Origin of the sequence: Actinomyces lilanjuaniae, assembly GCF_003606385.1 — a bacterium.
Lineage (GTDB): Bacteria > Actinomycetota > Actinomycetes > Actinomycetales > Actinomycetaceae > Actinomyces > Actinomyces lilanjuaniae.
This window is the reverse complement of record NZ_CP032514.1, coordinates 1,570,186-1,583,458: the sequence shown is the minus strand read 5'-3', so window position 1 is coordinate 1,583,458 and position 13,273 is coordinate 1,570,186. Positions and strand designations below refer to the sequence as shown.

The window sequence follows — 13,273 nt, the reverse complement described above, 5'->3', positions numbered from 1 at the left end:
CATGACGTTTCTGTCAGCCGGTCGGGGTCGAGGCAGCCTGCCTGTGTGCTGCCTCATCCGGGCTAAGGCCACGCCGTGGCACCGCGATGTGGGACGCTTGCGCCTGTTGGCTGAACCTGGAGGAGCGCAATGGGAATTGTCGTGGCCGTTGACGGGCCGAGCGGGTCAGGGAAGTCCTCGGTCTCCAGGACGGTGGCCGCACGGCTAGGACTGGCCTACCTGGACACCGGTTCCATGTACCGGGCAGCCGCATGGTGGTGCCAGCAGCAGGGTACTGACCTCTCTGACGGCGCAGCAGCTGCCCGTACGGTGGCGACGATGCCGTTGGAGGTGGGGCTCGACCCGGATGCTCCCCGTGTGCTGTGCGGCGGGACCGACATCACCCAGGAGATCCGCGACCCCCGCATCTCCCAGGTGGTCTCCCAGGTAGCGACCAACCTGGAGATCCGTGCGGAGCTGGCCCGGCTCCAGCGTGAGATCATCGCCGCGGAGCGGGAAGGGCTCTCCTCCTCCTTCTCCCGCGGGGCAGGAGTCGTGGCCGAGGGTCGTGATGTCACCACGGTGATCGCCCCCGAGGCCGAGGTGCGCCTGCTGCTGACCGCCTCCGAGGAGGCCCGGCTGGCTCGGCGCGCAGGCGACCTGGAGGCGGCGGGAAGGAAGGTCGATGAAGCCGACCTGCGTGACCAGGTGGTACGCCGCGACCGCGATGACGCCACCGTGTCCCAGTTCCTCACTGCTGCCGAGGGGGTCACCCTGGTGGACACCTCCGGGCTCACCCTGGATGAGTCGGTCACCCGGGTCCTCGACCTGGTCGAGTCGGCGGTGAGCCAGGCAGCAGCGCCCCAGGTGGCTCAGCACTCCCAGGAGACCGCCCGAGCCCGGGCCATGCGCGAGGACCTGGAGGGCTACGATCTCAACGAGGAAGACCGTGCTCTTCTCAAGGGGAGGAGGGGACCTCCACGGAGGACCAGGTCGAGCCTGGCCTGCCGGTCCTGGCGGTTATCGGGCGCCCCAACGTAGGCAAGTCCACCCTGGTGAATCGGGTCCTGGGCCGCCGCGTCGCTGTCGTCCAGGACACCCCGGGAGTCACCCGTGACCGGGTGTCCTACCCGGCGGAGTGGGCCGGACGCCGCTTCACTATCGTGGACACCGGCGGCTGGGAGGTGGACGTGGCCGGTCTGGAGGCCGCCGTGGCCAACCAGGCGGAGGCGGCGGTGCAGATGGCCGATGCCGTCCTGCTCGTCGTGGACGCCCAGGTGGGGATCACTGAGACCGACGCCAGGGTGGTCACCATGCTGCGTCGCAGCGGCAAGCCGGTCGTCCTGGCCGCAAACAAGGTTGACTCCTCCGCCCAGGAGGGTGACGCCGCTGCGCTGTGGGGGCTGGGACTGGGCGAGCCCTACCCTGTCTCCGCGCTGCACGGGCGCGGTGCGGGCGAGGTACTGGACGCGGCTGTGGCCGTCCTGCCGGAGGTCTCCGCCGTCGCTGCGGCCCAGCCTGAGGAGGGGCTGCACCGTGTCGCCCTGGTGGGACGGCCCAATGTAGGAAAGTCCTCCCTGCTCAACGCTATCGCAGGCTCCCAGAGAGTCGTGGTCAACGAGGTCGCGGGCACTACCCGTGACCCGGTGGACGAGGTCATCGAGCTAGACGGGCGGGCCTGGGTCCTGGTGGACACCGCCGGGATCCGGCGACGGGTACGCCAGGCGCGGGGAGCGGACTACTATGCCGTTCTGCGTACCCAGGGAGCCATTGACAAGGCAGAGGTGGCCGTGGTGCTCCTGGACGCCTCCGAGCCGGTCACCGAGCAGGACGTGCGCGTCATCCAGCAGGTGGTGGACGCCGGGCGTGCGCTGGTCCTGGTCAATAACAAGTGGGACCTGGTGGACCAGGACCGCCAGAAGGCCCTGCGCTGGGAGACGGAGCGTGACCTAGCCCATGTTTCCTGGGCTCCCCACATCAATCTGGCCGCGCGTACCGGGTGGCACACCAACCGACTAGTTCGGGCGCTAGACACCGCGCTAGAGGGGTGGACCACCCGCGTGCCCACGGGCAGGCTCAACGGGTTCCTGGGCCAGTTGCAGTCCGCCACGCCCCACCCGGTGCGCGGTGGCAGGCAGCCGCGCATCCTCTTTGCCACCCAGGCCCAGGTGGCACCGCCGCGGATCGTCATCTTCACTACCGGGTTCCTCGACGCAGGCTACCGCCGTTTCATCGAGCGCCGCCTGCGGGAGGAGTTCGGCTTCACCGGCTCACCCATCCAGATGAGCGTGCGCGTGCGGGAGAAGCGGAACCAACGGCGCCAAGGTCGCGGGTAGAACTGAGTGAGCCTGTAGTGCACGAGGCCAGGTTGACACCCCAGTGTTAGCGACTGGAGTGTCAAAATCGGCCACAAACGACAGAGCCGTCCTCTTTTCGTGGTTTCGTTCCCGCATGATTCCAAGGTTCTCGGGAACCCTCCGCCCTCCGTCGAACTCGTTTGTGGCCATTCTTGACAGAATGGGCCTGTGAACGTCGGATGAGCCGCGGCCAACGGCGTGCCAAGATCCCACGCTCCACCCGGGAACGCCCCCGTCACGGTAGGTGCGCAGCAGCGGGTCGTCGGCTGCCACCAGTCCTGCCGGGCTGCTCCCGCTGATCTACTAGGTCTTCCACCTGGTCACCGTGGTAGACGCTCTAGACTGGCCACATGCCGACAACGCAGACACCTGTTGACCCCACCACCACACCTGCCTGGCAGCGCCTGAGCGGGCTCCACGACGCCCTCACCCCCGACCTGCGCACCTGGTTCGCTGAGGACCCGGGGCGTGCCGAGCGCCTCTCCTACCAGCTCGGTGACCTCTACGTGGACCTGTCCAAGAACCTGGTCACTGACGAGGTGCTGGCTGCCCTGGCCGAGCTGGCCGAGCAGGTTGACGTTCCCGGGCGCCGTGACGCCATGTATGCCGGAGATCACATTAACGTCACCGAGGACCGTGCCGTGCTCCACACCGCTCTGCGCAGACCTGCTACCGACAGCCTGGTGGTAGAGGGGCGCAATGTCGTGGCCGATGTCCACGAGGTGCTGGAGCGGGTCTACGCGTTCGCCCGGCGTGTGCGCTCGGGGGAGTGGACGGGAGTGACCGGCAGGCCGATCACCACGGTGGTCAATATCGGTATCGGCGGCTCCGACCTAGGGCCGGTCATGGTCTACGAGGCTCTGCGGCCCTACGTCCAGGAGGGCCTGGAGTGCCGGTTCATCTCCAACATAGACCCGGCCGACTGCGCGGAGAAGGTCGCCGACCTCGACCCGGAGACCACGCTGTTCATTGTCGCCTCCAAGACCTTCACCACCCTGGAGACGCTGACCAACGCCCGCATGGCCCGCGACTGGTTCCTCGGTGCGCTCCAGGACCGAGGCATCAGCACCGAGGGTGCCATTGCCAGGCACTTCGTGGCCGTATCCACCGCCTTGGACAAGGTGGCCGAGTTCGGAATTGACCCGGACAACGCCTTCGGGTTCTGGAGCTGGGTGGGCGGGCGCTACTCCGTGGACTCCGCCGTGGGAACGGTGCTGGCGGTGGCGGTCGGCCCGGAGCGCTTTGCCGAGCTGCTCAGCGGGTTCCGTACCGTGGACGAGCACTTTGCCACCAGGGCGCCGGCTGACAACGTCCCTATGCTCATGGGGCTGCTCAACGTCTGGTACGTCAACTTCTTCCACGCCGCGTCCCACGCCGTGCTGCCCTACGCCCAGTACCTGCACCGCTTCCCGGCCTACCTCCAGCAGCTGACCATGGAGTCCAACGGCAAGTCCGTGCGCTGGGACGGCTCCCGGTAACCACCGGGACCGGAGAGGTCTTCTGGGGGAGCCGGGAACCAACGGCCAGCACGCCTTCTACCAGCTTATCCACCAGGGCACTCAGCTTGTTCCGGCCGACTTCATCGCCGTGGCCACCCCGCCCATCCCGCCAAGGATGGAGACACGGACGTCCACGAGCTGTTCCTGTCCAACTACCTGGCCCAGACCGCGGCCCTGGCCTTCGGCAAGACCGCGGAGGAGGTGCGCGCCGAGGGCACGCGTGAGGAGATTGTCCCGGCCCGGGTCTTCCCCGGCAACAGGCCGACGACGTCGATCCTGGCCCCGGCGCTGACCCCCTCCGTGGTGGGTCAGCTCATCGCCCTGTACGAGCACATCACCTTCACCCAGGGGATCGTGTGGGGGATCGACTCCTTCGACCAGTGGGGCGTGGAGCTGGGCAAGAAGCTCGCCCTGGAGATCGCCCCCGCAGTCCAGGGTGACGCTGCCGCGCTGGAGGCCCAGGACGCCTCCACCCGCGGCCTCATCACCCGCTACCGCCAGCTACGGGAGCAGGGGTAGACGCCTTCCCGCTCGCCTAGACTAGGCACTATCGCCAACCAGGGCACCAGTTACCAGGAGGACCCCCGATGCAGGAGATCAGCGCTACCGAATTGCGCAGGCGACTAGAGTCGGGGGAGGACCTGGTGGTGCTCGACGTGCGTGAGTCCCACGAGGTGGCTGAGGCTGCTATTGACGGCTCAGTGAGTATCCCCCTGGGACAGGTCGTGGAGCGCAGGAACGAGCTCGACCCCTCCCGGACCACTGCGGTGGTCTGTGCTGGGGGAGTGCGCTCCGCCCGTGCGATCCAGGCCTTGACCGATGCGGGATACGAGGGTGGACTCCTCAACGTCACCGGCGGCATGAAGGCCTGGTTGGAGCAGCAGGCTGGATGAGAGGCGGCTCCAGGCACGGTGCCGCGGTGCCAAGGTCTCTGAACCGCAGCCCGACGGTACACGGTCAATTAGTGGTGACTGGCGTCACCACCGCCGGATTTCGGGGCAGGCCCCGTCATGGGCTAGAGTTCTTCTCGTTCCGGGCGGCTGAGACTGCTGGAAACGGGCTGTGGCGCAGTTTGGTAGCGCACTTGACTGGGGGTCAAGGGGTCGTGGGTTCAAATCCCGCCAGCCCGACGGGCAGGGTCGCTGCCAGCCGGACAGCGACCCTCTTTTCTTGGAGCCGTGCGCGTAGGGACAGCGGTTGTCCTTGGCCGCCCGCCCCTGGACGCCTCAGGTGTGTGACTACTTTGTGGCGACCTTGTGCTCGCCCTTATCTCCTCTTCGGACTGAGTTCTCTCGCTGGCCTTCTACGGTGCACCCGTCTGCGGACCCAGGCTGGGCTGGCCACCAGCCTGGGTGCCAGGTAGGTGCTCAGGAGGTCCGCTGTTCCCAGCACTGCGCTCGGTACCTTGAGGAGCAGGTCCTCCCCGGGACGGTAGTCCTCAGCCCGAGCCAGCCGGGCCGCCAGGTCAGGACGCTGCATGTGTAGGAGGCGCCGGGCCTTGGCCGCGTGCACGGCGTCAGAGACAATGACGATGCGCTGGGCGCTTTCTAGGACCGGGATGACGTTGCGGATGTTCTCCCACGTAGACCTGCTGCGTGTCTCGGTAAGGAGCCCCCCGGTGTAGCCCAGGGCGCGGGCGTACCCGGCCAGCAGCTCCGCCTCGGCAACAGGCCCGGCCACGCTGCCGCCGCTGGCAACCAGCAACGAGTGTGGTCCTGTCCGGGAGCGCAGAGCGTAGACAGCGCGACGACGGTTGACATGACCTGCTGTCACGCCGGCGTCCGCGTGGCCGAGGACTACGACGACCTCGCGGGCGTCCTTCTCGCCTGCCGGGTCCTGGCCTAGGTACCACCGTGAGGCGCTGAGGTGGACGAGCTCGGCAGCGGTGGCCACGGCCAGGGCTATGAGCACAGCGCCTCCTGCCACCTGAAGGACATGTAGACCGGGGGTGCTCACCTGGGCAGGCTACCGCCCCCCACCCCGGCGCGTGGGTCGGCCTCTCCGGTGCGTGCAGCCCCTACGTCACTACCTTTCCCTGCTGTTGTCCTGAAAGAAGGCCTTCCCGTCACGCAGGAGCGGAGAGTACACTAACACCACGTCGCGTCCTGCACGGCAGTGACAGTAAGTGACAGGTATCAGCCTGTTCCGGGCACACGTGTGCAGGGGAAGACGCACCGCTTCGCTGGTGAAGCCATTGTCTGACACCTGAAGGAGCAGACTCGTGATCTGGTTCCATCTCCTTGTCGTTCTCCTGTTCATCGTCGTCGGTGCCCGGCTGGGAGGCATCGGTATCGGCCTGGCCGGGGCTGCTGGCATCGTGGTCCTGGCAGCCACCGGGGTGAGTGTCGATGCCGACGCCGCCCCCTGGGAGGTCATCGGCATCATCATGTCGGTGATCTGTACCGTTGCCGCGCTCCAGGTGGCTGGATCCATGGACCACCTCATCCACCTCACCGAGGTGATGCTGCGCCGTCACCCCAGGCAGATCGTCTACCTGGCGCCGTTCGTCACCTTCGTCATGTCGATGATGTGCGGGACCGGGCACACCGCCTACTCGGTCATCCCTGTGATTGTCGATGTCGCCAAGGAGCACGACATCCGGCCCTCCAGGCCCCTGTCCATCGCCGTGGTCGCCTCGCAGGTAGGGGTAGCGGCCTCGCCCATCTCAGCCGCCATGGTGGCACTGGTAGTTGCCCTGGAGCCCGTGCACGTCAGCTACCTGCAGTGCCTGGCCGTCGTCGTGCCCACCACCTTCATCGGGTGCGCGGTGGGCGCCGTGGTCGCCTCCCGGCAGGGGTCGGAGCTGGCGGACGACCCCGTCTACCAGCAGCGTAAGGCCGACGGACTTGTCAAGTCCAGCGCCGCCGCCTCTACCTCCTACGTCGCCCGCCGTAGCGCAGTCCCCGGTCTGGTCATCTTCCTAGCGGCGCTGGTCCTTGTCGTCGTCTACGCGACGGTGAGCTCCCCCGAGCTGGGCATCATCTCTGACCCGCCCATCGCGTCAACCGCCGCCATCATGACGATCATGCTGGCCACCGCCGCTGTCATCTGCATGGTTGCCAGGAAGCCCACGAACTCGATCGCCAGCCAGGACACCTTCCGCGCGGGCATGACCGCTGCGGTGTGCATCCTGGGTCTGGCCTGGCTCGGCAACACCTTTGTCAACCACTACGAGGAGACTATCTCTGACGCGCTGTCCGGGCCTATGCAGGCTATGCCCTGGCTGGCTGCCGTGTTCTTCTACTTCGCGGCTCCCCTCATGTTCTCCCACGCGGCAACCACGCGTGCCTTCATGCCGCTCATGGTCGGTCTCGGGCTGTCTCCGGTCGCGCTGGTCGCCAGCTACCCTGCCGTGGCGAACTACTACCTGCTGCCGAACTACCCGACGACGGTGGCAGCCATGGAGATGGACGACACCGGCTCTACCCGGGTGGGCTCCAACGTGCTTGCTCACCCCTTTGTCCTGCCCGGGACGGTGTCGATCGTCGTATGTATCGCGCTGAGCTTCCTGATCGCCCCCCTTGTCCTTGGCTGACGGAGTTTTTGGCCACGCGAGAGTCTTGTGCCCTACTGCGCGGGATCGCGGAGGTCGTGCAGGTGGGGCGAGCGTGCCAGGCTGCTGCGTGTGGTGCTCGTGGGGGCGCGCCGTCGGTGTGCCGGGGCTAGGTCTGCCGAGTCCTCGCAGAACGGCTGCGCCCGGGCGTACGCTCGTCACGCAGGGCGTAGACAGCCTTGGCAGGCTCTCGCGGCAGGCCTTCTTCCGGGATGCCTCTTGCGCTAGGACGCTCCTGCGTGCAGGATACGGCGCATGCCGCACCTGCGGTGCACAGCGGCTAGGGCTGCACCGAGCCAATCGGTCCTGCTCTGGCTACCCAGGGTGCTGACCAGCAGGCATCTGAAGGAGACTGGTATGGCCCGTGACACTGACAACTCTCTGCCTGTTGAGAGCCGCGACGATCTTGTCGCCTGGATAGCAGAGGGCTGCAAGTCCGCTGACAGCGTCCGGATAGGCACCGAGCACGAGAAGATCCCCTTCTATCTGCGTGACCACGCTCCGGTCTCCTATATGGGTGACCATCACCGTCCGGGCGTGCGCCACCTGCTTGAAGGGCTCCAGCAGGGCACGGGCTGGCAGCCCATTACGGACGGTCCCCACCTGATCGGCCTGGCCGACGGCAACGGTGCGGGAGCGATCTCCCTGGAGCCCGGGGGACAGCTGGAGCTGTCAGGAGCTCCCGTGTCCAGCCTGCACGATACTGCGGCTGAGCTCAGGGACCACCTGGCTCGTACCCTGCCTCTGGCCCGCTCCCTGGGTATAGGGTTTCTCAGCCTGGGAGCGGCTCCCACCTGGCCCCGTTCCCAGGTGCCGCTGATGCCTAAGAGCCGCTACGCCATCATGTCCCGTCACATGCCCAGAGTCGGCACCCTAGGCCTGGACATGATGCTGCGCACCGCCTCCGTTCAGGTCAACATGGACTTCTGCGACGAGGCTGACATGGTGACCAAGCTGCGGGTGTCACTGGCTCTCCAGCCGCTGATCACGGCTCTGTTTGCCAACTCGCCCTTTCTTGACGCAGCCCCCAGCGGCATGCTGTCCACACGCTCCCACATCTGGACCCACACGGATCCGCAGCGTACTGGCATGCTTCCCTTCGCCTTCGAGCGCTCCATGGGCTTCGAGCGCTACGTGGACTATGCCCTGGACGTTCCTATGTACTTCGTCAAACGAGGCGAGGTCTATTACGACGCGACTGGTGGCACCTTTCGTGACCTGCTGGAGGGGCGGCATCCTGGCAGCAGTGAGCACCCTACCCTGGGGGATTGGGAGAACCACCTGTCCACGCTCTTTCCGGAGGTCCGCCTCAAGCGGGTGCTGGAGCTGCGAGGCGCCGACACCGTCGCCTCCGACCTGCTCCCTGCCCTGCCTGCGCTCGTCACCGGTATCCTCTACCATCGGCCCTCCCTGGAGGCGGCCTGGGACCTGGTTCGTGACTGGACAACTGCACAGCGTCAGCAGTTGCGTGAAGACGCACCGCGCCTGGCACTGGAGGCCAGCGTGCGCGGCCGCAGGCTGAGGGCTGTGGCCCGAGACGTGCTGGCGCTGGCCGAGGACGGGCTTCGTTCCCGGGCGCACCTGGACAGTGTCGGCCTGGACGAGTCTGTCCTCCTCGACCCGCTCAGGGAGATCGTCGAGAGTGGGATATCCAGGGCGCAGTATCTGCTGGCGCGCTACCGGGACTCCTGGGACGGTAGACTGGACCCTCTTTTTACTGAGAACACCTTCTAGTCCATTAGTTAATACGATTCACATGCCACTGAGACGAGGCGCCTGGTAACGGCTAAACTGCAGCGTCTGTCTTTGGCCGGTAGTACCCCAACCGCGACTGATGCCAGCAGCAAAGAAGAAACTGGTACACCAGCTCATCTGACGACAGTCAGGAAGGTCACGATCTGGCGGTGTATCACATGGGAGGCAATTGTGGTTGAGTAGAAGAGAGGAACCCCGCAAGCTGTCCGTGCCCGCTGCGCGCTGACGCAGATCTCCATTAGCCTCCGGGAACCGTTTACGTGTTGCCGTAGCCCAGACAGAGAGAATGACTGACTCATGACGATCAAGCGTGCCGTAGCCGTGACCGCACTGGCGGTCCTGCCGCTTGTCGTTGCCACCACTGCCTCCGCAGCTCCGTATGCCCTTCTGGGCAGCGCTCACGGCAGCGAGCCAGCGGCAGCCTCCCAGGACCCGAGGAGCAGCGGTAGCACTTCCGGCTCCTGGGGCGTGGTCGGCGCCGCTGCTTCCGGAGATGCTGCCTCTGGCTGGAGCGGTACCCGGGATCATGCTGTCTACACCGACGGCGCCGGTCCGGATGACGCCACCATTGTCACCGTGGACCAGGTGCAGGACCAGGATGACCCTGACCCCGGCACCGATCCCGATCCTGGTGGCCAGCAGGATCCGGGTCCTGACCCCGGCACCGGGACCGACCCCGGCACCGATCCCGATCCTGGTGGCCAGCAGGATCCGGGTCCTGACCCCGGCACCGGGACCGACCCCGGCACCGATCCCGATCCTGGTGGCCAGCAGGATCCGGGTCCTGACCCCGGCACCGGGACCGACCCCGGCACCGATCCCGATCCTGGTGGCCAGCAGGATCCGGGTCCTGACCCCGGCACCGGGACCGACCCCGGCACCCAGCCAGGCCCTGGGACCGGAGCAGACAGTACCCAGCCAGAAGGAAGCCCGACGCCGTCAGCACCTTCGTCCCCGGGGATAACGGCTCTGGCGCGGACCCTTCTGCGGACCCGTCCGCCTCTGCCCAGGCTACCGAAGATTCCTCGCCCACGACCTCTCCCGGTGATGGCGCGACGTCGCCCGCTTCGGGTCCTCTTCTAACACGGCCGCTGCGCAGGCGGGGGACGAGCCCATGGACGAGGGATTAGCCCTCACGGGTGCCAGTGTGGCAGCGGCTTTTATCTCGCAGGCGCTGGTTGTCGTCGGACTCGTCGTCCTCATGCGCCGACGACGAGACATCTGACCTTCCGCTGTCGTCACCCTGTATCGTCCTATCCTCCCAGGAGCCTCTTTCCAGACCTTCGGGACCACATCGGGAGACAGCCTGTCCGTACAGTGCCCCGGCCTTCCCGGCTCCCAGATCACTGAGACTCCAGCGGGTTCATCTTCCTCACGGGGCTGATCCCTGAGAGGATCAGCCCCGTGGAACACGCGCCCCTCGAGCCCGAGCTTCTTCTGCCCCTGCCAGCCAGTGTCGACTTACGCCTTGTTGTCAGCGACATGGACGGTACCCTCGTTGACGGGGAGGGGAGAGTTCCACCTGGATTTGCTCAGGCCGTGTCCGACATGCGGGCGAGCGGCGTCACCTTTGCTCCTGCGTCGGGACGTCAGCTGGCTAACCTCCGCTCCGTCCTGGGTCCAGAGGTGGATGACAGTCCTGTGATCGCAGAGAACGGGGCCCTGGTGGTCCAGGGGCAGGAGGAGATTCACTCTGACACCATCAGTGCCCGGGAGGCGGCTGCTGCCATCACCACTGTCAGGGACCTGCGTATCGACAGCTACGACGTGGGGGCGGTGCTGGCGTGCAAGCACTGTGCCTATATCGAGCGCCAGGACCCGGCTTTCCTGGAGCAGGTGAGCCTCTACTACAAGGAGCTGGAGGTCGTGGACGACCTCATGTCGGTCTGCTTGGACTCCGTCCTGAAAGTAGCCGTCTTTGACTTCGGCGACGTTGAGGACGGGAGCTCGCAGATGCTGGCAGCCGCTGTTCCCGGGACTCAGACTGTGGTCTCAGGGCAGCACTGGGTGGACATGATGTCCTTCCAGGTCTCCAAGGGAAGGGCTCTGCGCGCCTTGCAGAACCGTCTGGGAGTGACGCCAGAGCAGACAGCGGTCTTCGGCGACTACCTTAACGACCTCGACCTCTACGAGCACGCTGCGCTGGGATTTGCGATGCGTAACGCGCATCCCGGGGTTCGTGCCGTGGCCACGCACGTCGCTCCCGCTCACACCGAGGACGGCGTCCTGCGTACGGTCTACGAGCTTCTCTCCCGGGTCCGTCGCGACACCTGAACCGGGTGCGACCACACTGCCAGGAAGGGCTCGGGAGGGTCCTGCGGGCCAGGACAGGAACAGGCGGTGGTCTGCAGTGCTCCGAGGAACGCAGGGGCGCGGAGCTGCCGGCTGATGACTTCCGGCTACGCCTCGGAGTCGTCGCGAGCAGACGTGGTACTTCTGCGACGACCACCTCCCATGAGGGCGTCAAGCTGGCGGCGCTCCTTCTTGGTAGGCCGACCAGCGCCCCGGCTGCGGACTACTGCTGCCGGAGCGTCCAAGGGGGAGGGCCTGGGCGGGGAGAAGTCGGTGAAAGCCGTACGTGCCACCTGCGCACCCACGCGCTTGACCAGGATGCGCTCGACCCGAAGATAGCGGTCAAAGCCGTTGACACGCAGGCGAACCTCGTCCCCGACCGCGAGGTGTTGGGAGGGCTTGGCGGTGTCGCCGTTGACGCGGACGTGTCCGGCCCGGCACGCGGCGGTGGCAGCGGACCGCGACCTGACCTGTCTGACACTCCACAGCCACACGTCGACACGGACTGAGGTCGGGTCGCCCTCCTCTGCCTGCCGAGGAACCTTTGCCGGGCCGTGCCTGTGTGCTGAAGCGCGAGTCATCAGGGTCAATTCTAGTCTCCCGGCTCCCTGCCGTGCCGGTCCCAGCCCAGGGTCGGGCATCGGCTGGGACAGTGGCAAGAGAAGGATGCGTCTCCGAGCACGGCGTCCGCCACCCCTGCCGGTACCTGTCGCTGGTACCTGCACTGGCAGCCATCTCGCGCTGTCAGCGGCCGCGACGACGCCGTGCCCGTCGACGTTGTGCCCGTTGTTGCGACGACGTCCTGGTACGACGACGGCTGGCCCTCGCCAGGCTCCGGGTCACCAGGCCCCAGCCCGCAAGAGCCGCGCCTGCAGCAGCAAGCACCGAGTACCACGGGCGGTGGAGGATCTCGGTGCCGATGTCCCGCGCCGACTCAACGGTCTGCTCCAGGACGGAGGGAGCGCCGTCACCACCAGCGAGGCAGTCAGACAACGCAGCCCGTAGCGCGTCCTTGTCAGCATCAGGTAGTCCCAGCCCGTACTCGGAGGAGACCGAGACGAAGCGCCGCGCGTACTCGCAGCGATACTCACGGCGCGGCCACCAGCCTCCGTCCGCGTCGGTGAGCCAGGAGCCGGTCTCAGTGGACCCAACCGGACAGGTGGCGGGTCCGCAGGCCCCCTTTTCCTGGTTGGCCTGCCCGTCCACAGCCAGCAGGTTCAGCGGGTCGTTGGCTACCAGTACCCGGGTACGCTGGTCCCACTGCCAGGCTCCGTGAGCATAGAGGTAGTTGAGCGGTACCACGTGGTCAATCTGTACCGCAGACGAGGTGTCCTGTCCGCGTTCAAAGGAGACCTCCGCCCCTGTGTACGGGTCGTGAAGGGTTGCCGACCACACCGTGGCGTCGGGGCACACCGACGCTCCTTCACCATGCCCCTCTTCCTGGCTCTGTAGGCCCGGAGCGCGGGAGAAGTCAAGGTCGATGAGGTCCCGGGCCAGGATCTCGTTACGGGTGTCGCAGCCGTCACCGTCCACATCGGACCACGCCTCACCGAACCAGCCCGTGCGTGAGCCGCCCTCTGCCCAGGACTGCTCGGCAGGGGAGTCCTCAGGCAGGCTGTCAAGAGCTGCCAGAGCCTCGCTCGTGTCCAGCACGAGGGCATCCCGGTCGTCCCAGGGCACCTGGGTCTCAGGGGCGGTAGCGGCGGCTGCGGCCCACGGCCCTGTGCCGGGATACCCCGTCACAGGGGAGCACATCGCCGCCACCACGCTGGCAGCGGCCAGAGCCCTGACGAGCGTGGCAGGTCGCTGAGAGGCAGCGACCCTGCTAACCCTGTCGT

8 protein-coding genes, 1 tRNA gene and 2 pseudogenes are annotated in these 13,273 nt (G+C 66.8%); 8 read left to right on the top strand and 3 right to left on the bottom strand.

Annotation, left to right across the window (positions count from 1 at the left end):
- Positions 1-129: 129 nt before the first annotated feature.
- From der to D5R93_RS06755, 4 genes and pseudogenes are all read left to right on the top strand, one after another.
- A pseudogene (der, locus tag D5R93_RS06770) lies at positions 130-2,315 on the top strand (bifunctional cytidylate kinase/GTPase Der).
- Between the two features lie 371 nt (positions 2,316-2,686).
- Positions 2,687-4,354, top strand: a pseudogene (gene pgi / locus D5R93_RS06765) (glucose-6-phosphate isomerase).
- Between the two features lie 68 nt (positions 4,355-4,422).
- Positions 4,423-4,728: a rhodanese-like domain-containing protein gene (locus tag D5R93_RS06760; RefSeq protein WP_119835075.1), complete on the top strand. Its 306-nt coding sequence runs from the start codon at positions 4,423-4,425 to the stop codon at positions 4,726-4,728.
- A 163-nt stretch (positions 4,729-4,891) separates the two neighbouring features.
- Positions 4,892-4,965 (top strand) — tRNA-Pro (locus tag D5R93_RS06755).
- Between the two features lie 136 nt (positions 4,966-5,101).
- Here the strand turns inward: D5R93_RS06755 and D5R93_RS06750 are convergent.
- Positions 5,102-5,791, bottom strand: a complete 690-nt coding sequence (locus D5R93_RS06750) for a YdcF family protein (RefSeq protein ID WP_243106648.1) — start codon at positions 5,789-5,791, stop codon at positions 5,102-5,104.
- A gap of 265 nt (positions 5,792-6,056) precedes the next feature.
- Here D5R93_RS06750 and D5R93_RS06745 point away from each other — a divergent pair, with 265 nt between their 5' ends.
- From D5R93_RS06745 to D5R93_RS06730, 4 genes are all read left to right on the top strand, one after another.
- A complete protein-coding gene (locus D5R93_RS06745) occupies positions 6,057-7,370 on the top strand; it encodes an anaerobic C4-dicarboxylate transporter family protein (protein WP_120204472.1) in 1,314 nt (437 codons plus the stop codon).
- Between the two features lie 375 nt (positions 7,371-7,745).
- Positions 7,746-9,122 carry a glutamate--cysteine ligase gene (locus tag D5R93_RS06740; protein ID WP_119835072.1) on the top strand — a complete coding sequence of 459 codons (1,377 nt, stop codon included), beginning with the start codon at positions 7,746-7,748 and terminating at the stop codon, positions 9,120-9,122.
- A gap of 318 nt (positions 9,123-9,440) precedes the next feature.
- Positions 9,441-10,226 carry a hypothetical protein gene (locus tag D5R93_RS06735; RefSeq protein ID WP_120204470.1) on the top strand — a complete coding sequence of 262 codons (786 nt, stop codon included), beginning with the start codon at positions 9,441-9,443 and terminating at the stop codon, positions 10,224-10,226.
- A gap of 321 nt (positions 10,227-10,547) precedes the next feature.
- A complete protein-coding gene (locus tag D5R93_RS06730) occupies positions 10,548-11,417 on the top strand; it encodes an HAD family hydrolase (protein ID WP_120204468.1) in 870 nt (289 codons plus the stop codon).
- Positions 11,418-11,542: 125 nt separating this feature from the next.
- Here D5R93_RS06730 and D5R93_RS06725 read toward each other — a convergent pair whose 3' ends face one another.
- Together D5R93_RS06725 and D5R93_RS06720 are read right to left on the bottom strand one after the other, a co-directional pair.
- Positions 11,543-12,016, bottom strand: a complete 474-nt coding sequence (locus D5R93_RS06725) for an RNA-binding S4 domain-containing protein (protein WP_119835069.1) — start codon at positions 12,014-12,016, stop codon at positions 11,543-11,545.
- A 163-nt stretch (positions 12,017-12,179) separates the two neighbouring features.
- Entirely contained in the window at positions 12,180-13,190 is a 1,011-nt protein-coding gene (locus D5R93_RS06720) for an HNH endonuclease family protein (RefSeq protein WP_119835245.1), read from the bottom strand.
- Positions 13,191-13,273 lie beyond the last annotated feature (83 nt).

Bases quoted from the DNA above. Each gene is read 5' to 3' on its own strand.
- D5R93_RS06720 (WP_119835245.1), bottom strand. From the start codon at position 13,190: ATGTGCTCCCCTGTGACGGGGTATCCCGGCACAGGGCCGTGGGCCGCA.
- D5R93_RS06760 (WP_119835075.1), top strand. From the start codon at position 4,423: ATGCAGGAGATCAGCGCTACCGAATTGCGCAGGCGACTAGAGTCGGGG.
- D5R93_RS06735 (WP_120204470.1), top strand. From the start codon at position 9,441: ATGACGATCAAGCGTGCCGTAGCCGTGACCGCACTGGCGGTCCTGCCG.
- D5R93_RS06725 (WP_119835069.1), bottom strand. From the start codon at position 12,016: ATGACTCGCGCTTCAGCACACAGGCACGGCCCGGCAAAGGTTCCTCGG.
- D5R93_RS06740 (WP_119835072.1), top strand. From the start codon at position 7,746: ATGGCCCGTGACACTGACAACTCTCTGCCTGTTGAGAGCCGCGACGAT.